Source organism: Streptomyces sp. S.PNR 29 (assembly GCF_030386795.1).
GTDB lineage: Bacteria > Actinomycetota > Actinomycetes > Streptomycetales > Streptomycetaceae > Streptomyces.
Genome location: NZ_JANUQM010000006.1, coordinates 345,836 through 364,439, shown reverse-complemented (window position 1 = coordinate 364,439; position 18,604 = coordinate 345,836). Strand labels below are relative to the sequence as shown.

Below are 18,604 nucleotides of genomic sequence, written 5' to 3'. Positions count from 1 at the left end.
GCCCGCAGTCCGGGCCCGGGTCAGCGTGGGGGGAGCGGATCAGGCGAGGGGGGAAGCCCGGATCCGCGGCCCGGACCCGGGCCCGGAGCTCTACTGCGGCTCGCGGCGCGCCCGGTCGCGGCGCCGCAGCAGGAGCAGACCGCCGGCGACGGCGCTCACGCCGGCGGCGGCCGCCCAGCCGACGACGTCCTGCGAGCCGGTGGCGGCGAGGTCCCGCCCGGCGGCCGGTGAGGCGGAGGCCTGCGCCGTTCCCGCGCCCTGCGGCCGGGGACCCGAACCGGCGGCGCCGGACGCCGGGGCGGCCGTGTCCGTCGCCTTGTCCCGGGTGTACGCGAGCGTGCCGAAGCCGAGCTGGTCGTACCCGCCGCTGTTGGGCCCGTAGTCCCCGCCGCCGCCCTCGGGAGCGGACTGCGCGGCGATCCGGGTGAGGTACGTGGCCGGCAGCCCCCGGCGCTTGGTGTAGTGGTTGGCGATCATGGCCCAGATCGGCCGCTTCATCGCCGGGTCCGCGGAGGCGGCCTCGCTCACGGTCTCCGTACCCGACCAGCCGCCGATCGCCCCCTTCCTACGGGTGCTGGCCGTGAACGGCACGTCACCGCCCATGCTCCACCTGGCCACGTACTGGGCGCCCTTGAGGAAGCGGCTGTCGTCGTAGCCGTACAGGTCGATCCCCTGGTTCCAGGCCATCTCGCAGACGGTGCCCATCAGCCCGACCCCGAGCAGCGCGTGCCCCTGGTCACGCCCGGCCTCCAGCCACTCACCGAGCCCGTCGTCGTGCACCACCGGGATGGCGTGCTTGACGGACCCCAGTCCCTCCCCGCCCTTGAAGTACTCGACGACCTGCTCCACCTTCGCCCGGTCGTCGCAGAAGATGCCGGTGGCCAGGACGCACGCCATGGCCGTCAGGTCCCAGTTGGTCCAGTAGTTGGTGACGACGGCGTTGTTGTGGTCCGTCAGGAAGCTCTCGCTGAGCGGGCAGAAGACGTCGGTCAGCATCTTCTGGAACCGCTCGACCTCGAAGTCGTCGCGGTCCCGGACGAGTTCGGCGGCGTTGGCGATCTGGTAGCCGTACAGCCCCGCCGCGAGGAACCGGTCCGCGCTGCCGTCGATCGCCGTCAGCTTCCCGGACCAGGCGTTGAGGATCGCGACGGCGGTGTCGGCGTGGGCGCTGTCGCCGGAGACGTGCCAGCGCAGGGCGTTCTGGTAGGCGGCGTGGACGTCGTTGTAGAGGACCGCGTAGTTCTGCGGGGAGCCCGCTCCTCTGTACACGGTGGCCTGCGGATTGGCCGCCCAGCCGCTCTGCGCGTGCCGGTTGGCGGTCAGCTTGGCGAACCCGGCCGTGTAGGGCGCGGCGCCCGCCTTCACCTTGGCGGCCATACGGTCCAGGTCGGCGCGAGTGTGCAGCAGGCCGGGGTGCGCGAAGGAGGCGCCCGCCGCCGCTGCCGGGGGCGCGACCACGGCCGTACCGATACCGACTGCTCCGGCAGCCGCGCCGGCGGCCTTGAGCATGGTGCGGCGGCTGATGTGTGGTGTCACTGCGTCGTTCCTCTGCGTTCCGCGGTGGGGGACGGAGAGGAGACGGGACGATGGGGTGGCCGATAACAAAAACTGGATGACCAGGAGAGGCAGCCGATGACCATCCGCAGGAACGTCCCGAACATCCAGGTCGAGTCCGAGGAGGCCATGAGGACGAGCCGGGACTTCTACGGCCTGCTCGGCTTCGAGGAGGTCATGCACCTGGGCTGGGTGACGACACTGGCCTCACCCTCGAACCCCACCGCCCAGATCAGCTTCCTCACCGAGGACCGCGGCGCGCCCGTGGTCCCCGACCTGAGCGTGGAGGTCGAGGACGTCGACGCGGTGTACGCGCAGGTGGTGGCGTCGGGCGCCGAGGTCGTCCGGGAACTGCGGGACGAGGAGTGGGGCGTACGGCGCTTCTTCGTCCGGGACCCGAACGGGCGGGTGGTGAACGTGCTCGGTCACCGGGCCTAGGGGCCGTGGCGGTCCTGGCGGCCGTGAGGGTGGTGCGGTTCAGCGAGGGCGGTGCGTTCAGCCGAGCCGAGCGGGGTCCGGTGCGTGCGGCTGCGAGGCGGCGCGTGCCGGGCCCCGCGACACCGGGATGGTCCAGATGCCAGGGCCTGGTGGCCCTGGTGACCCTGGTGACCCTGGTGGCCCTGGCGGTCCTGGTGGCCCTGGCCGCCGTACGGGCGCTGCGTCAGCCCCGCCGGTCCGCGACCGCCCAGGACGCCAGGGCGACGGCGCCCGCGACGCCGAACACGGCGGGCCAGGCGCCCACCTTCTTGGCCAGCGGATGCGACCCGGCGAAGGCGGCGACATACGCGGCCGTGAGCGCCCCCGCGGCCTTCCCGCCGGCCTGCCGCCGCCACTGCTGCGCGGCCGCGGCCCCCGCGACGGCCAGCACGGCACCGCCCAGCTGCCGCTTCCCGCTCCAGCGGGCCACGCCGTACCCGCCGACGAGCCCGCTCGCCGCGACCACCGCGCCGGGAACCTTCGCCATGCCTGCCTCCTGCCGGTGCTGCCGACTGCTCGTGTGCCACTGAGGCTAACTCCCGCATCCGGACACGCCATGAACCTGAGCCGAGGCTTGTCAACTTTCCTCCCCCGCGCTATATAAGAAGGAGCTGGAGGGCATCGCACAGAGACGCGCCTGACGAGAGGAGTGAACTGTGATGCTCATGCGCACGGACCCCTTCCGTGAATTCGACCGCCTCGCCCAGCAGGTCTTCGGGGCCACCCGTCCGGCAGCGATGCCGATGGACGCCTACCGGTCCGGGGACGACTTCATCGTCCACTTCGACCTCCCCGGCATCGACCCCGAGACGATCGAGCTGGACGTCGAGCGCAACGTCCTGAACGTCCGCGCCGAGCGCAGGAGCCCCGCCCCCGAGGGAGCGGAGATGATCGTCGCCGAGCGCCCGACGGGCACCTTCACCCGCCAGCTCTTCCTCGGCGAGACCCTCGACACGGACCGCATCGACGCCTCGTACGAGGCCGGTGTCCTGACGCTGCGCATCCCCGTCGCCGAGCAGGCCAAGCCCCGCCGCATCCAGATCACCGGCGGCGAGGGCCGCAAGCAGCTGAGCAGCTGAGCAGCTGACGGTTCGGCGCCGGAGAACGCACCCGGACATCGCACCCCGAGTAGCGTCCCGCAGGCATGGATGACCGCACCCGGCCTGCGGGACGCGGTCACCATGCCTGGAGGAGCCCTTAGATGAGCATGACGGCGACCCCGACCACGACGGTGATGGCGCCCGAAGACAGACCGCGCTGGATGGACCTGGTCGAGAAGGTACGGGAGGCCGGCCAGTACCCGACCAGGACGGAAGCGGAACGCGTCACCCGCATCGTCCTGTCGGCCCTCGGCGGCCACGTCGTCGGCGACGAACGCGTCGACCTGGCCCGCGCCCTGCCCGAGGAGGCCGCCAGGGTGGTCGCCTCCCAGATCCCGGCCACCCGCCGGCTGACCGCCGCGGAGTTCGTCGACTCGATCGCGCCCCGTATAGAGGGAGCGACGCCCGCCACGGCCCGCTGGGACGTCAGCTCGGTTCTCGGCGTCCTGCCGGACCTCGTCGGCGACGACCTGGTCACCCGCATCCTGGCCCAGCTCCCCCCGGGCTACGCCCTGCTCTTCGGCCGCGCGGACCTGAGCCCGGCGCCGTAACCCTCGTACGTCTTTTCGCCCTTGCGTGTGCCGACGGCCGGCCACCGCCTGCCTGGAAACGGCCGGCGGTGGCCGTCGGCGTGGAGAGAATCCGAGAGGACAGGACACCGAACGTCAGAAGCCGAGGCCCAGTTGCACACCCCCGCACACCACCTGACCACATCGGACGGCACCCGCATCGCCCACCGCGACCACACCCCCGAGGCGGGCACGTCCGCCGACCCGGTCCTGCTCCTGCACGGCCTGGCAGGCCACCAGGGCGAATGGAACGACCTGGTGCCCCGCCTCCTGGCGGACGGCCACCGCGTGGTGACGTACGACGCCCGAGGCCACGGCGACAGCACCCGCCACCCCCGTACGACGACCAGAGCGGCCCACGTCCAGGACGCCGTAACCCTGATCGAGGACCTCTCCCTCGCCCCCGCGATCCTGATAGGCCAGTCCCTGGGCGGCCACACCGCCCTGCTCCTGGCGTCGGCCCACCCGGACCTGGTGAAGTCCCTGATCCTGATAGAGGCGGGCCCCGGCGGCCCGAACCCGAAACTCCCCGCCGAGATAGCGGGCTGGCTGGACAGCTGGCCGACCCCCTTCCCCTCCCGGGAGGCGGCCCAGCACTTCCTCGGCGGCCAGAAGGCATGGGCCGACGGCCTGGAAGAACGGGAGGACGGCTGGTACCCACGCTTCGACCGCGACACGATGATCGACTCGATCTCGGAACTGGCCACGACCGCCTACTGGACCGACTGGTCGCGGATCACCGCCCCCACACTCCTCGTCCGGGGCCAGAACGGCACGGTCCCGCCCCAGGAAGCCACCGACATGCTGACCCGCCGCCCGCAAACCCAGGACAGGCTCATCCCGGACGCGGGCCACGACGTACACCTGGACCAGCCGGACGCCCTCTACGAGGCGATCAGGTCCTTCCTCCTCGACCTCGGCCCAACCTGAGGATCTGCGTGCGGCCGATCACCACTCGCCGTCAAGAGCCGCGGTCAACCGGGAGACGGCGCTCAGATCCGGCAAGCTCGCCAGAGAAGCGACGACCTGATTGCTCGCGAACTCGCGCTGAGCGGCGGTCACGCCCGGATCGACGGCACACTCGGCCTGTACGTAGACGTAGTTCAGGTCCGTCGCGAAGAGCACCGAGAAGGAATCCAGTCCCTCGACGACACCACGGCCCCCGGCATCCCGGTACGCACGCACCAACCGCCGGGCGGAATCGGCCCGGAACCGGTTCCCGCCCGACCATACGTACACGGCACGTGCGAGTTCACGCCCCGCCGATATGGCCCCGGCGTTGTCCCAGTCGAGGAGAACCGGCCCGGCCGGACCGACCAGAACATTCTGTGGTCGCATGTCGAGATGAGACGTCACCACATCGCCGGGATCGGACGGACCGACGTACCGCGCGAGTTCCGCCGCGGTGGTGTCGACGAACCGCCCCAACGCGTCCGCCCACGGCACGCCGGCCCGGCGAACCCCCTTGTACAGCTCCGCCCAGTCGGCCTCCTGGGGGCACCGTTCGTACCAGGAGCTCGGTGTCTCGCTCGTTCCCTCCCCGGCCGTGTGCAGGATGGCCAGCGTCCGGCCGCACCAGCTCAGGATCTCCGGATCCGAGGCGTCCGCCCCGGTCCCGTCGACCCAGTCGTACAGCTTCACGTACGACCCGCCCAGCGAGGCGGGCAGCTGTGACACGTACGCACCGGTGCTGTTCGGCATGAACCGAGGCGCGGAGATGCCCAGCTTCTCCGCCGCGTCCCGCAGCGCGGCTTCCCTCGCCACCTGCCGCTCGTCACACCCGAAGAGCAGCTCTTTCACCGCCCACGACGACCCGTCCCCCGAGAGTTTCCAGATCTGGCCCAGGGCGCCACGGGTGACGGGCGTCATCGTCCACGCTCCGGTGCCGAGCGCATAGGTGTCGGCGATGAAGTCGCCCGTGTTCTGCATGCAGATGCCTCTCTGGCTGCTCACCAGCCGCTTCGCCCCGCTCCAAGATCTGCTGGGACAACCGTAGTTCACGCTCGACCGACGCCGGCAGAGTCCGCTTGGGAACCGGGTCAAACATCCAGCGCACAAGGGGACTGAACCGACTTCCTTCTCCACCCTGACCGTGCAGCAGCAACCCTGCTGTCGGACGGCCCGCGGCACCTACCGCCGGAACAGGTCCTCGACGGCCCGCTCGGCGACGGACGCCTTCTGCGCCGGAGAGCTCCTCTTGACCAGGCCGCTCAGCCGCTGAGCCTCCTCGACGGTCGGCAAGCACCCCACCAAAAGGAAAGGCAGCAACAGACGCCGTACGAGAAGCTCGTTCCCGGAGGTCATCCGAGGCCGACGCACCACGGAGACGTTGACCCGGACGGCATGTTCGTTACCGGCCGGGACACCGGGCCGGTCCGTCTCGATCGCCGCATAGCGAAACCCATGGGCCAGGTCGCACGCGGCACAGCCGACGGGACCGCGGCTCATCCGCTCACCGCAGTCGGAACAGCGGATCCTGTCGAGCGCCGCGTCCACCACCCGCCAGTCGTGACGGTCGGGTTCCTCCGCCACCATCTCGGCCAGGGCGACCTCCTGTTCCCGCCCGACGCCCCAGTGACGCGCAAAGGACCGCCACTCGTCCTCCACGATCCCGTCCACGAGATCACGGCAGGCAGCACAGGCGGGAGCCCCGCCGTACTCGTACCCCCGGCACTCCGCACAGCGGCTCACCACCGCCCCCACCGCAGGCCGCGACCGACTCTTCCCACCCCTGACCACTACCTGCGCTCCCGCCCGCGCCCCGAAAGGCCCCACAGGCGGCGCAGTCCCCGCCCCCGACGCCGGGGATACGGCCCGAGCGGTCGTCGCCGCCCCTCCACCGCATACGAACCGGCGGCCTCCCGACCCGGCCTCCACCCATCACCGGCCGAGGACAGCGGACTTCTGGCCTCTGCCTGCGCCTGAATCTCATAGTGCGAGTCATGAGCCGTCACACGGAACGCCTCCTCGTAGGACGCCATGGCGGCCCGCACCCCCGCACCCGCCCCACCCCGGCGCCGCACAACGGCCGCCAGCCAGGTGAAGAAGCCCATGACGGCGGCCAGGACACCGGCAACGATCAGGTACGGCAATAAGACGTCAGCGTCCATGGCACAACCCTACGACGCACCTCCGTCCCGCCGTCCAGGCCTTATCCGCACCACCCCGGCCTCAAGATCCACCTGAAACGGCGGCTCCTCCGCCGGTTTCACGTTCTTCCGCACGCGCTCCTGCTCCATGGCCCGCTTGACGGCCTGCGCACCCGGGTCGCCCCCCTGCACGAACTCCATTCCGATGGACGACAGGCCCTTCCGCTTACGCCAGTAGATCCAGCCCCGGCTCTCCAGCCACAACAGCAGACGGTCGGCGAGAAAGAGAACGAGCCCCAGCCCCAGCACGCCGACCGCGATCCGTAATGCCGCATGTTCCATGCCGGGCCAACGTGTCCGGGCCCCTCCACCGTTCCCACACACGTTCGGATTGCGACACCGGTTCCGGCTTGACGTGCGTGCACCGGCCACGGCCCCCAGTCAGGACGGGGCAACGCCCGCCAGCTCCGGACGCACCGCGCGACGCCGGCGGTGGTACGAGACGGTAACGGCGCCGAGCAGCGGCCCCCAGGCGACCAGCGGCAGGTAGAGGAATCCGACGAGGGTCTGGCCGAGCACGGTCATGTGAGGGTGGGGGAGGGCCCACCAGGCGAGGAACGGCGTCCAGAGGACGGTCAGTGCGAGGGCGGCGAGACCGGCCGGAACGACGGCGGCCATGGGGCGGACCCGGCGACCACCGAGCAGGGGGATCCAGCGGGGGAGCACCTCACCCCAGGGCCGGACGAGGCCGAGCGTGAGCAGGGCGAGTGCCTCGCCGGCCACACTGAGGCCGACCACATACACCGCGCCCCAGCCGGTGAAGCCCATGGCCCCGTAGCCCGCGTCGGTGTAACCGGCCGTGTGGCCGGTCGCCAGCAGGAGGCGCCAGATGCCGGTCGGCAGGGTGACAAGCGCGGCGGCATGGGCGGCCCGGACGGCCCAGCGGGGTGGGCCTGAAACGGCGGGATCGAGCGCAACGGCGGTCATGCGCACCATCGTGTCGGCGTGCCGCCCATCCGACGTCGGTTCCGGGGATGAGCTTCCGGACCGGCCCAGGACGGAGGTCCGAGCGGCCGCCTCACCCGGGAGGGGGAGGGCACTCGCCTGGGCGGATGAGCGGCAGCACCGACCGCATCAGGGCGATGAGTTCCGGGCGCGGGAGCGGTCCAAGCGGTGATCAGAAGTCGGCAAGGTTCATCCTGGAGTGCACCAGCCAGGAACGAGCCGAACATCGCCACCGCCTGCCGGACGCGCCCTTCGGCTTCGTCGAGGTAGCCGCTTCACTGAAGCACCTCGACTCAACCGACATCCGGCAGACGGCCGAGGAACGCTTCCTCGTCAGCTTGACGCTGCGCTCGCCGCGCGTTCTCCCATCGCACGGCGTCCAGCCACCGCCACAGCCCGACTTCTTCCAGAGTCAATCCCGGACATGCCAGCCGGTGCGGCACCCGGCATTCCGCTCCCGGCGTGGGCTCGTCTCGGCCGCTGTTCCAAGCTGTTCCGTCTGCGTCGACGTACCAGCGGTGCCAGGCCGGGACCATGTGCGCGGGAGCCGTCAGCCCGGGCTCTAGGAGGACATACGCCCCGTAGTAGGTAGGGTGCCGGTCGCTGACCAGTCTGCACTGTGGACAGATCGGTGGCGCGGGAGGATTGGGTGCATCGGCGCAGTCCATGGCAGCCTGGGCACGGTCGACCTTCTCCCATGGCTGGGGAGTACCGGGTGGTGACTGACGCTGCCCGTCTGGGCTGGAGAACGGGATGACGTGCTGTCCGTCCCCCTTCGGCTTGGACAACGCACGGGTGCTCGCCTCGTCTGCTTCCCCCATGCTTTGAGCGTCTGCGTACGGCATAGGCGTGGGTAGGGTGCGATCCGGGCGCAATGGTGGGGGAACGCGGGGCGTGCGGGTGCGTCGAGTGGCTCACGGGGCGCCTGACGGCCCGACGACCGCGAGAGGCACGGCTGGGACGAAGCGCCTGCTCAGCTCAAAGTATCTATGAAGACCCGCCAGGCCCAGCCTCTGACGACCACGACGGGACCGCCCACGTTCTTTGAGTCGCGCACCAAGATCCCGTCGTTCACGCGCGCGCACTCGACACACTCAGTGCCGCTACCGCCGCTGTAGGAGGACTTGAACCACTGGCGTGTAGAGGACGCTGTCATCAAAGCTCCTTGCTTGTGCGGTGGATGGTGTCCGCCGAGGACTCAAAGTCGAGTGCCTGTGCGCTGAGGTACTCGAACGCCAACCTATAGCGATCCAGTTCCTTCGGCTTCTCCATGAAGAGCCCACCGCCGAGCAGGTCGACGTACACCACGTCCAATTCGCGGGATGGACCGCGAAGCACAGCAAAGCTGCCAACGGCTGCCGCGTGCGCACCCTTTGAGAACGGCAGAATCTGCACAGTGACGTGCGGCCGCTCAGACATGGCAAGGAGGTGCCGGAGCTGCTCCCGCATGACGTCCTGGCCTCCCACCCGTCGGCGAAGCGCTGCCTCGTCGATGACACACCAGATGTGCGGTGGCTCCTCACGATCCAGCAGTTCTTGCCTCTTCATACGGATGTCGACCATGTGCCGCACTTCCCGCTCCGGGCACTGCACCTCAGAAGCCCGGTGGACAGCTTCCGCGTAGGCGCGGGTCTGAAGCAGTCCAGGAATGTACATGCAGGCGTAGTGGTCTTCGCGTACGACCTCGTCCTCCAGCGTGAGCATGAGGTTCATGGACTCAGGGATGGGGTCTGCGAGCGAACGCCACCATCCCTGGATCCTGGCGCCCTTTGCGAGTTCGACAAGCGCCAGGCGCTCCTCGTCTGAGGCGTCATACTCGCGACAAAGGGCGTCCACAGCCGGCCACTTGACGGTGCCTTCCTTGGTCTCGTACCGACTGAGCGTCGCCTTGGAGATACCGACCCGTGCACCCGCCTCTTCGAGGGTGAGCCCCTTGCGCTCCCGAAGACGCCGGAGGTCAGCACCGAGCTGACGCCTGCGGGTGGTTGGCCCAACTGCCATGTTCCTAGTCCTCCGTGTCGGTCCTTCAGATCGTCCTGGCTGCCCGAACAGGACGGCAAGGTGGTGTGCGCCGGGGCGTGCGGAGTCAGACCGCGCTTCCACCGAGGCCAGATGAGAGTTCCATTTTGAGAGTTTCAATGCAACTCTCGGTGTGGCAGCAGTCACGTACTGCAACTACACCTAGTGCTTGAGGAGTTGAACGATGGGGTGCATCGCGGGTCTGATGAGGAAGCCTTGGGAACTCTCTTTCGTCGCTCAGCCTGAAGAGGTAGCTGCGCTCCGTCGCGCCATGCGCGTGCACATGGGGCTCTGGGGCTTGCATGACGTCGTCGACGACGCCCAACTCTGTGTGAGTGAGCTCGTAGCCAACGTCATCACGCATGTTGGCGCAGGTACTCCGGCGAAGCTTGCCGTCTCTATGAGCGGCACCCGATTGAGGATCGAGGTCCATGATCCCGATACTCGTGCGTTGCCTACGCTCGTTGCCGCAGATGCGGGTTCTGAAGCCGGCCGTGGGATGGCCCTCATTGACGCGATCGCTATCCAATGGGGCGTCCAGCTCACCCCAGGTATGAAGGTCACCTGGTGTGAGCTGGCGACAGGGTTGCCTTCCGATCAGGGGCATTGCGGAGGGGCTCGCGTCAATCGGGTTGAGGCCGTGCTGAGCGAGTACCCAGCGGGTAGGTCGCGGCTGGTGCAGTCAGCGAGTGGCGGAGTGCTAGGCGTGGTTGCAGCTGAGCACGCAGTCGTCGACCTGATTGCGGATCTGCTCCATTGGCTCAGAGCTCATGGATGCGATGCTGACACGGCACTTGATCGCGCACAGACTCACTTCGAGGCGGAAATCTCGGAGGCTGAAGGCAGCGCGAAGTAGGGTTCGGGCCAGTCAACGGAGCCGTCTGCATCGGCTTGAGCCACGTGCTGCAACAGGAGAGCTGTGGGGTTCTGTATGTCTACCTCGGCGTCCTTGCCTATTAGGCGGGTCGTGATCGGTATCGAGGAGTAGTCGATGCCCAGAACTCTGCATATGTGCTCGAACTCATCGTTCTGGTTGCCGTTGCCGAGATTTGCCCGGAGATAGTCCCGGAGGCGTGAGGCGATATCGAGCATGGCGTTTCCGCTGTCCGTTACGTGATATATTCCGCCTTGTAGGCTCTCGCTGTCTAGGAAGCCGAGGATAAAGAGCCTTTCGATCTCGTATCGGAGGGGGTCTAGGCCTACGCTCAGCGCCTTGGATGCAGTTCTGTTGCTTCGGTAACCGTGTTCCTTGACATACGACAAGATGGCGATGGGGAGGCCTGGGCGCTTTGAAGAAGCGAAGCGAGTTACATCCTGAGGGGTGAGTCCTCCAAGAGCTACCTGAAGGAGGAGGTCCTTTGTTATCTCCTCCTTCAGGGAGTTATAGATCGACTCACAGGATTTCTCGTCGCGTGCGTCAAAGTCCGCTGGAACCCAGAAGACGCGTAGGCGCGACAGTCGGTTCCGCATCGGACCTTTTAGGTAAGACTGCGTCACTTCGGCGAACCGCGCGCGATGTCGACTTTCGTGGCGTGCGATGTACACGGCGGCATGTATGTCCTCCTCGTTGAGGAACGTTCTAATGTCCTTGTCTATGCCGTCCCCGCCGTGCTGCCACAAAGTCTGTCCCGCAACCACCTTTGACCAGTCTCTTTTGAGATCGCACGAGAAGTCAAAGAGCTTGCGCTGTCCTTCCGTGTAGCCGAATAGCCTGGATTTTGATGCGCTCTCCATGATGCGTAAAGCGGCGGATGACAGGAAGTCGTGTTCCCGTGATGATGCCATGACGACTCCAATGGGTGTGAAGGATTTTACTTTGCTGCGCACCTCGTGTACCCACTGCCGTCTTGGAAGACGACATCAATATGTTCCGTGTGGAGGAGATCTAGCAAGTCATCGTGCGGTCTCTCGGGGAGCAGTACCACCAATTTGGGGTTGTGTCGCTCTATGTGCCGCACGTAGTCCTTGAGTTGCCCGATTGCCGTGCGCACTTCCTCGCGGCTGCTATCGCCCCTTACTGAGTAGAGCTCGTGCGCGGTGGCGTCATAGAGGTCGGTCTTGAGTATGGTTGTCGTGTCCGCAATCGTGATTTGGTACGCGAAGACGTCGTGCTGTTTCTTTTTAAGCTCTTCAAGGTACTTTTCCCGCAGCTTTGACTGTCGGTGCTCGGCTATGAGGCTCGGTTGGGCGGCGCGCCTGCTCTCTGAGGCGTGCTTTCTCTTAGGCTCGCTCGTCCTCGGTTCGGGCATCCTGCTTACGGCTACATCCGCGGACACCTGATGAGCATTGGTTGTTTCCGCGCGCGTGATGACGTCCTCGGGGAGGCGTTCGTACTCGCCCTTGGGGCGGAGGCGGAAGACAATGATGCGACGCCGTTCCCCTGCCTCGTCGTTCGCCTCGCGCACGGTGTACGGCTGCTGCGCGTCCAATTCAAACTCGCCGATGTATCGCTGCCGCTTGGCAGCGGACTTTGAGCCGGGCACCCTGCCCGCTGCCTTGAAGACACGGAGAGACCGTCCCGCATCTGCGTGGTACAGGACGGCTGCGTTGCGGGAGCCATTCAACCCCAGAAACGTTTGCTCTCCGTGAGTACCTTGACCGGTGTACTCGAACACCGGTCCTCGGTCGTCCTCCTCCTCCAGCCAGCCGTCCTCGTAGCCGTACTTCTTGCCGCTGTCGTGATCCACATAGATGAGGATGTTTGGGGTGGTATCGGAGGGGATGATCCCTCCTTGCGTGCCTCCGCCGAACAGCTCCTTCATCTCTGCGCGAGTGGTCATCAGCCCGGGCTTGATCGAAGCTAAGTCCATACCCTGACGCTAGCTGATCACTCTGACACCGAACATGGGTAACTAGCTTGCGTTGATGGCTGCGTACGACCACACATCGGCTGGCAGCTCATGCTCCAAACGCCACGTGATCGCCATCGGCTTGCTGCCCGTGTGTCCTTCGTAGGTGGCGGGCCCGAGCAGCATCCACGGCTGGGACTTGCCGATGTCGGTGTTCTTGTAACGGCGCATGAAGAGCAGGACGTGGCTGCCCCGTTGCACGTGCTGGCGGTAGCGCAGGCCTGTAGGAGAGTTCTCGGCGGTCGAGTTCTGGGACTCCCAGTGGAAGAGCGTCGGGCTCAGTGCGTAGTCCCTGTACCGGACGGTGGGGGAGAAGTCCTTCTCGTTCTTCTCCAGGGTGACCAGGAGAGCATCCGTCTGGATGTCCTCCACCCACTGGACGCCCTGGGCGAAGGACCTGGGCATCTGGCCACCAAAGCGTGCCACTCCGAGTGCCGCCAGTATCTCCGAGCGGTTATACGAGCTGTGGATCTTGAGGGGGATGTGACTGTGGCTGCCCGTCAATGGGATCGGGAAGTGGTCCGCCTGCTCCATGACGTACGACAGGACCTGACGGAGCTCATCGCGGAAGACGGGTTGGTCGCGCAGTGAGTCGAGGCCCTGCTGGAAGCTCGTGAAACCGCCCGCGTTGTCCCAGAGGTTGAAGAAGAGCATGCGGGCGTAGGCCTGGTCGGTGGGATCTAGCTCTTCGTAGGACGGTGCATCGTCGGCGAGCAGGCTGAGGTAGGCGTGGGCACGGTCGGGGTCGTCGACGTGCAGGAAGGCGTGGACTCGCTTGAGGAGAGCCGATTCGCCGGAAGGGGCAGGGGTTTTCACCAGGGCTGCCCTACGCAGGACAGTCGTCCAGGAGTTGTCGCTCTTGTAGAGTTCCTTGATCTCTCTGCGGCTCTCACGCAGGTAGTCCGCTAGCTGCGGAGTCTCATACGCCTTGACCTCGCTGACCAAGGTCTTGACGTTAGCGCTGAGTTGCGTGCGGATGTTGTCGAGCACGAGGTCCTTGGCCTTGCCCTCCAAAATGATCTGGCATCCGGAGGGAAGGAGCGGGAAGTCGTGCTCGATGTGATCGACGAGTCGGTTTCTGGAGAGGTTCGTTAGGGCTCGGAACTGCTCCTCGAAGCGGAACTCCGCCCGATGCTGCCCGATGAAGTCGAGGACGGTGAGTACGGGCTTCGTCTCAGTACGCCGTAGCCCACGGCCCAGCTGCTGCAGGAACACCGTGGCGCTGTTGGTGGGACGCAGGAGGAGGAGTGTGTCGACGTCGGGGATGTCGAGACCTTCGTTGAACAGGTCTACGGAGAAGATGACTTGCAGCTTCCCGTCACGTAGGTCAGAGAGTGCCTGAGCCCGCACCGCGGCGGACGAATCGCTGTCGAGGGCGGTGGCTTGGAAGCCGGCCTGTCGGAAGAAGTCCGCCATGAAGTGGGCGTGAGCCTTGGTTACGCAGAAGCCCAGCGCACGCATGGCTCCGGGCTGGGAGATCTTGTCTCGGATCTGCTTGACCACGATACGGGCTCGCGCGTGGTTGCCCGTGTAGAGGTTGCCGAGCTCCTGGTCCGCGTATGTGCCCTTCTGCCAGCCGAGGTTCGTCAGGTCTGTGCCGTCCGGGATGCCGAAGTAATGGAAGGGGCACAGCAGGTCGTTTTCGAGGGCTTCCCAGAGACGCATCTCAGCTGCAATGCGCCCGTCGAAGAACTCGTCCTGCACGTTGAGCCCGTCCATCCGCTCAGGCGTTGCGGTCAGACCGAGTAGTTCCTTGGGCTTGAAGTGGTCGATGACTCGGCGGTAGGTGGTGGCCGTGGCGTGATGGAACTCGTCGATGACGATGATGTCGAAGTGCTCGGGTGCCAGTTGTTCGAGCCTCGGCAAGTTGAGTGACTGGACGCTGGCGAAGACGTGGTCCCAAGCCTGTGGGTCTTGACCGCCATACAGCAGCTCACCGAATGAGGCGTCGTCCAGTACCTCCTGGTACTTACGCAGAGATTGCTTGAGGATCTCTTTGCGGTGGGCGACGAAGAGCAACGTCGGCCGTCCGTTTCCGAGCTTCTTGCTCAGATTTCGGTAGTCCAGGGCTGCCATCACGGTCTTACCGGTACCGGTGGCCGCGACCAGGAGGTTGCGACTTCGTCCACGGATCTCACGCTCGACCCGGAGGCGCTCCAGCATGTCCTGCTGATACGGGAACGGGCGTACCTCTAGGCCGGAGAGGCTGATCTTCAGGTCGGTGGTGGAGGTAGTGCCGCTCGCTTGGGCAAGGGCCTGGTCGAGGCGCTCACTGTGCTGGTCGGGGTCGTACGTCTCGAAGGCCGAGTCGTTCCAGTACGCGTCGAAGGTCGCCTCGAACTTGTCCAGTACCGCCGGTGTGGCGACGGAGGACAGACGCACATTCCACTCCAGGCCGTCGAGGAGCGCAGCCTTCGAGAGGTTTGAGCTACCGACGTACGCAGTGTCAAAGCCCGTGTGGCGCCGGAAGAGCCAGGCCTTGGCGTGCAGTCGGGTGGATCGGATTTCGTAGTTGATCTTGACGGTGGCGCCGAAGTCGCGGACGAGGCGGTCAAGCGCGTGGCGGTCCGTGGCGCCGATGTACGTAGTCGTGATGACGCGGATCGGCACACCTCGTTCTTTCGCGGCGCGCAAGGAGTCTTCCAGGACGCGGATGCCGTACCACTTCACGAACGCGCAGAGCAGGTCGATGCGGTCCGCGGTGGCGAGCTCCGCCCTGATTTCGGCACCGAGACTGAGGTCATCCGGGGAATTTGTAATGAGTGACGTCTCGGATAGCGGCGTGAGGGGGCGCAGGGCGTAGACGCCCGGAGCCTCCTGCTGCGCGAGAGCCAGCAGTTGTCGAGGGCCTTCGATGATCGTGCTGGCGGCTTCGGCTTCGCTCGGATCGGGGGCACTGGTGGCCAGGGACTCAAGGATGCGGTTCGCGACCGTGACCCGGTCTTTGGGCGGAAGCTGGCTTAGCCTTTGGTTGACAGCTTCGCCGATATAGCGCGCCAGCACGTGAGGGGTGGATTCGGGAGAGACCTCGGCGTCGATGGCCTTCCAGCCCGCCGCCTCGAATCGCTCCAACTCGTCATGGAGGTCGCGAGTGATCAGCTTCTCGTAGACCCCGGCGATCGGCTCCGACTGGCCCCCTGGTTCTGCCACGATTGCTCCCCCTGATCCCTCGTAGTGCTCGGGCGTGATCCCCCGTGAAGGATCTGTTCTAACAGCAGTCACTGACATTCGAAGGGCCTGCACCCAAAAGTGATCGTTTTTGGGATGGCGTCCGGAGACGGCGCGCGGCAGGTTCTCGGCGCACGCCGGGTTGGTTCGGCGGCGAGCGGTTGGTGGGCGGCCGACGGGGCGGGAGTATGTGGGGCCGGTCAGGTCGTCAGAAGAACGTCGACACCCCCATCCCCACCCCAAGCAGCACAAACGAAACCCCCCAAACCACATGCGCCGCAGCCGAGTACGACACACGCCCCGGCCTCCCGTCCTCCTGCCGTACGACCACCACCCGCCTCGGATCCCCCGGGTCGTAGCGGAGGACGACAGGAACGCCGGCGTGCAGTGGATGCTGGTCGTGGTTGAGGGGGGCTCGGCGATAGGTCTGGGTGGGTGGGGCGTCGGGGTGGTCCACGGGTGGGGCCTTGTAGCGGACCTCGGGTGGGTGGACCGTAGGTCCTTCCCGGCGGGCGCCCCGGGCCACCTCGCCCCGTGTGCGGATGCCGTGGACGCCGAGGCGGGCCATGGCCCTGCGTTGGCGTTGGGCGATGCGGAGGTTCCAGATGCCGAAGGCTGTCATGCAGGATGCCGTCATGAGCGCGAGCGTGAGCCAGGACTGGTTCACGTGGCCTCCCCCCAGGAGCCGACGTCAGCTGCTCATGGAGACGGGAGCCGTCCTGTGGCAGTTCCGTGCAGGGCCGTGTTCGGTTATTCGGCGACCTCCGTCCGTTCCCACCACCGGTACACGGTCACCGAACCTTCCGCGGTCTCCTCATGGGTCGTCGTGACCTTGTAGTGCTCGTAGCCGCCGCGGTGCGGGATCTTGAGTTCTTGGCCGGGAGGGACGATGGGGACGATCTTGCCCGCCAGGTCGTCCGGTCCGCCGTCCAGGAGTGCTTTGGTGGTCATACGTCCAGTTTTGTCACGAGGGGGGCTCGCGCATCTCGGGGGCATGCCGAGCCCCGGTTCCCCGGCCCCGTCAGCCCGCGTCCCCGTGGCACTCCCCGTACGTCCGCCCCGACACGCACCAGCAGGCCGCGCCCCTCTGCGGTGGCCATGCCACGGCCCGGCCCCGCGCTGCCAAGATCGTCGCGTACTGGGGCAGCAGCGTCGGGTCCGACGGGGACGAACCCTCCGAGGCCGCGAACGCCTCGTACGACGGGACCGTCCCCGACACGATCCCCAGGTTCTGCGTGCCGGAAGCCGCCAGCTCCCGCAGGGATGTCTCTATCGTCGCCAGGTGCGCCTCATGGGAGGGGTACTCGGCGGCGAGGTCCGGATACGCGCCGACCAGCTCGGAGAGCTCGGACGCCGGCCAGTGCAGGACCGCGACGGGGAAAGGGCGCGACAGCGCCTCCCGGTACGCGCCCAGCTCGGCCCGCAGGCGCGAGATCTCCGCCTCCAGCTCCGCCGGGTTGTCCGAACCCAGGGACCAGATCCTCTTCGGGTCGTGGAGCTCGTCCAGGGACACCGGCAGTGAGTGGAGCGTGTCCGCCAGGGTGTCCCACTCGTCGTGCGCCACGCCCAGCATCCTCCGCACCCGGTGGCGGCCGAAGAGGAGGGGATGCGTCGAGTACGGCGGCTCCGGGGCGTCCGTCAGGAGCAGGTGGACGGCCTCCGTGAACGTCTCCTGTGCCGCCTCGAGCTCGTCGTGGGCTTCCAGTGCCTCCGCGACGATCACCCAGGGGGCCGGGTCCTTCGGGGACGCCGTGCGCACACCCTCGATGATCGCTCGGGCCTCCGCCTCGTGGCCGTACTCCCAGAGGTTGGACGCCTTGAGGGCGCGTACCAGGGCGGGGTTCTCCAGCGAGTCGCCGGAGGCGAGCAGGCGGTCGTAGAGGGCCGTGGCGGCGGGGCGGTCGCCGGACAGTTCCCGGTGGGCCGCGGCCCGTAGCAGCAGGGTCTCGGCGTCCTCGGGGTACAGGTCGGCGGTCCGCTCCAGGCGGGCCGCCTCCGTGGTGTGGTCGACGTTTTCGGCAGGCGTGTCGGGGCGCATGGACGACACCGTACTGCCGAGCGCGGACAAAGGTGAGAGGGGCACAGGCCGACGTCGGCCCATGCCCGCTCAGAGGTCGCTTCGAGGTCGCTTCGAGGTCGGTCCGAGGTCAACCGTCAAAGGGCGCGGGCGCCCTCGCCCTCCTCGCCGCCGGAGGTGTCGCCGGAGGGACGCCGGTCTCCCTCGCCGTCGGAGGTACGCCCCGCTCCCTCGCCGCCGGAGGCACGCCCGTCTCCCTCGCCGCCGGGGGCGCCCCGGCCGCCCGAGGTGTCCCCGCCGTCACGGTCGCCGGACGTGCGGCACCAGCGGTCCACCGAGCCGGCCGTACCGCCGAGCCCTGTGCTGCCGCGGGCCACCAGAGGCAGCAGAACCGGTTGCGGGCCGGCGCCCAGCGGCGTGCCCGCGGGGCAGTGGGTCCGCCCGCCCTCGGACCTGGTCACCTTCACGTGCTGCTCGTCGGTGCTCTGGGCCGCGGTGGTGCTCGCGCCGAAGGCCAGGAGGCCGCTGACGGCAGTCGCCAGGACACCGATCTTCATCATCAGGCTCATGCTGACGTTGTAGCCGCGCGGCCGCCGTCAGGACGGTGTGCCACAGCGCGGAGTCACCCGCCCGCAGGCTCACACCGCCCCGACGGTCCACCGGCCGCGCGCCCGAGCCGCCGTCCGGGGGATCGGGCGCGCGAGAAACACGATCGTCCGGCGGCGCCGCCCACGTCCGGCGCCGTCGTCTACGTCGT

Annotated in this window: 22 protein-coding genes; 5 read left to right on the top strand and 17 right to left on the bottom strand. The window is 67.4% G+C overall.

Annotated features, from left to right (window positions below; translation table 11 throughout):
- Positions 1-90: 90 nt before the first annotated feature.
- Positions 91-1,509 carry an alginate lyase family protein gene (locus NW895_RS18910; RefSeq protein WP_289937027.1) on the bottom strand — a complete coding sequence of 473 codons (1,419 nt, stop codon included), beginning with the start codon at positions 1,507-1,509 and terminating at the stop codon, positions 91-93.
- Positions 1,510-1,632: 123 nt separating this feature from the next.
- On the opposite strand from NW895_RS18910, the gene NW895_RS18905 reads away from it, so the two are divergent.
- A complete protein-coding gene (locus NW895_RS18905) occupies positions 1,633-1,992 on the top strand; it encodes a VOC family protein (protein WP_289936885.1) in 360 nt (119 codons plus the stop codon).
- 223 nt (positions 1,993-2,215) lie between these two features.
- On the opposite strand, the gene NW895_RS18900 is transcribed toward NW895_RS18905, so the two are convergent.
- Complete coding sequence (locus NW895_RS18900) at positions 2,216-2,518, bottom strand: hypothetical protein (protein ID WP_289936884.1); 303 nt, start codon at positions 2,516-2,518, stop codon at positions 2,216-2,218.
- A gap of 172 nt (positions 2,519-2,690) precedes the next feature.
- Between NW895_RS18900 and NW895_RS18895 the strand changes: the two genes are divergently transcribed.
- The 3 genes from NW895_RS18895 to NW895_RS18885 all read left to right on the top strand — a co-directional run bounded on the left by NW895_RS18895 (position 2,691) and on the right by NW895_RS18885 (position 4,630).
- Positions 2,691-3,110 carry an Hsp20/alpha crystallin family protein gene (locus tag NW895_RS18895; RefSeq protein WP_289936883.1) on the top strand — a complete coding sequence of 140 codons (420 nt, stop codon included), beginning with the start codon at positions 2,691-2,693 and terminating at the stop codon, positions 3,108-3,110.
- A 128-nt stretch (positions 3,111-3,238) separates the two neighbouring features.
- Positions 3,239-3,682, top strand: a complete 444-nt coding sequence (locus tag NW895_RS18890; RefSeq protein WP_289937026.1) for a DUF2267 domain-containing protein — start codon at positions 3,239-3,241, stop codon at positions 3,680-3,682.
- 132 nt (positions 3,683-3,814) lie between these two features.
- Positions 3,815-4,630 (top strand): alpha/beta hydrolase, encoded by an 816-nt coding sequence (locus tag NW895_RS18885; protein WP_289936882.1) that lies wholly within the window; start codon positions 3,815-3,817, stop codon positions 4,628-4,630.
- Between the two features lie 18 nt (positions 4,631-4,648).
- On the opposite strand, the gene NW895_RS18880 is transcribed toward NW895_RS18885, so the two are convergent.
- From NW895_RS18880 to NW895_RS18845, 8 genes are all read right to left on the bottom strand, one after another.
- Positions 4,649-5,629 carry an aminoglycoside phosphotransferase family protein gene (locus NW895_RS18880; RefSeq protein WP_289937025.1) on the bottom strand — a complete coding sequence of 327 codons (981 nt, stop codon included), beginning with the start codon at positions 5,627-5,629 and terminating at the stop codon, positions 4,649-4,651.
- Positions 5,630-5,830: 201 nt separating this feature from the next.
- The gene (locus NW895_RS18875; protein ID WP_289936881.1) at positions 5,831-6,319 is read right to left on the bottom strand and encodes a hypothetical protein; all 489 of its coding nucleotides are present in this window, start codon (positions 6,317-6,319) and stop codon (positions 5,831-5,833) included.
- Positions 6,320-6,438: 119 nt separating this feature from the next.
- Positions 6,439-6,810, bottom strand: a complete 372-nt coding sequence (locus NW895_RS18870) for a hypothetical protein (RefSeq protein WP_289936880.1) — start codon at positions 6,808-6,810, stop codon at positions 6,439-6,441.
- Between the two features lie 9 nt (positions 6,811-6,819).
- A complete protein-coding gene (locus NW895_RS18865; protein ID WP_289936879.1) occupies positions 6,820-7,131 on the bottom strand; it encodes a hypothetical protein in 312 nt (103 codons plus the stop codon).
- 99 nt (positions 7,132-7,230) lie between these two features.
- Complete coding sequence (locus NW895_RS18860) at positions 7,231-7,776, bottom strand: hypothetical protein (protein WP_289936878.1); 546 nt, start codon at positions 7,774-7,776, stop codon at positions 7,231-7,233.
- A 311-nt stretch (positions 7,777-8,087) separates the two neighbouring features.
- Complete coding sequence (locus NW895_RS18855) at positions 8,088-8,462, bottom strand: DUF6083 domain-containing protein (protein WP_289937024.1); 375 nt, start codon at positions 8,460-8,462, stop codon at positions 8,088-8,090.
- A gap of 305 nt (positions 8,463-8,767) precedes the next feature.
- On the bottom strand, positions 8,768-8,950 hold the full coding sequence (locus NW895_RS18850) for a DUF397 domain-containing protein (RefSeq protein WP_289936877.1): 183 nt from the start codon (positions 8,948-8,950) through the stop codon (positions 8,768-8,770).
- Entirely contained in the window at positions 8,950-9,795 is an 846-nt protein-coding gene (locus NW895_RS18845; protein ID WP_289936876.1) for a helix-turn-helix transcriptional regulator, read from the bottom strand. The genes NW895_RS18850 and NW895_RS18845 overlap by 1 nt, the downstream gene beginning before the upstream one ends.
- A gap of 202 nt (positions 9,796-9,997) precedes the next feature.
- Between NW895_RS18845 and NW895_RS18840 the strand changes: the two genes are divergently transcribed.
- Complete coding sequence (locus NW895_RS18840; protein ID WP_289936875.1) at positions 9,998-10,669, top strand: ATP-binding protein; 672 nt, start codon at positions 9,998-10,000, stop codon at positions 10,667-10,669.
- On the opposite strand, the gene NW895_RS18835 is transcribed toward NW895_RS18840, so the two are convergent.
- The 7 genes from NW895_RS18835 to NW895_RS18805 all read right to left on the bottom strand — a co-directional run bounded on the left by NW895_RS18835 (position 10,624) and on the right by NW895_RS18805 (position 18,416).
- The gene (locus NW895_RS18835; RefSeq protein WP_289936874.1) at positions 10,624-11,598 is read right to left on the bottom strand and encodes a hypothetical protein; all 975 of its coding nucleotides are present in this window, start codon (positions 11,596-11,598) and stop codon (positions 10,624-10,626) included. The genes NW895_RS18840 and NW895_RS18835 overlap by 46 nt on opposite strands.
- A 26-nt stretch (positions 11,599-11,624) precedes the next feature.
- The gene (locus NW895_RS18830; RefSeq protein ID WP_289936873.1) at positions 11,625-12,623 is read right to left on the bottom strand and encodes a hypothetical protein; all 999 of its coding nucleotides are present in this window, start codon (positions 12,621-12,623) and stop codon (positions 11,625-11,627) included.
- A gap of 42 nt (positions 12,624-12,665) precedes the next feature.
- On the bottom strand, positions 12,666-15,812 hold the full coding sequence (locus NW895_RS18825) for a DEAD/DEAH box helicase (RefSeq protein WP_289936872.1): 3,147 nt from the start codon (positions 15,810-15,812) through the stop codon (positions 12,666-12,668).
- A gap of 226 nt (positions 15,813-16,038) precedes the next feature.
- Entirely contained in the window at positions 16,039-16,497 is a 459-nt protein-coding gene (locus NW895_RS18820) for a DUF3592 domain-containing protein (protein ID WP_289936871.1), read from the bottom strand.
- Between the two features lie 83 nt (positions 16,498-16,580).
- Positions 16,581-16,781, bottom strand: a complete 201-nt coding sequence (locus tag NW895_RS18815; RefSeq protein ID WP_289936870.1) for a DUF5988 family protein — start codon at positions 16,779-16,781, stop codon at positions 16,581-16,583.
- Between the two features lie 70 nt (positions 16,782-16,851).
- Positions 16,852-17,868, bottom strand: coding sequence for an SEC-C domain-containing protein (locus NW895_RS18810; RefSeq protein ID WP_289936869.1), 1,017 nt, complete (start codon positions 17,866-17,868; stop codon positions 16,852-16,854).
- A 116-nt stretch (positions 17,869-17,984) separates the two neighbouring features.
- Positions 17,985-18,416 (bottom strand): hypothetical protein, encoded by a 432-nt coding sequence (locus tag NW895_RS18805; protein ID WP_289936868.1) that lies wholly within the window; start codon positions 18,414-18,416, stop codon positions 17,985-17,987.
- Positions 18,417-18,604 lie beyond the last annotated feature (188 nt).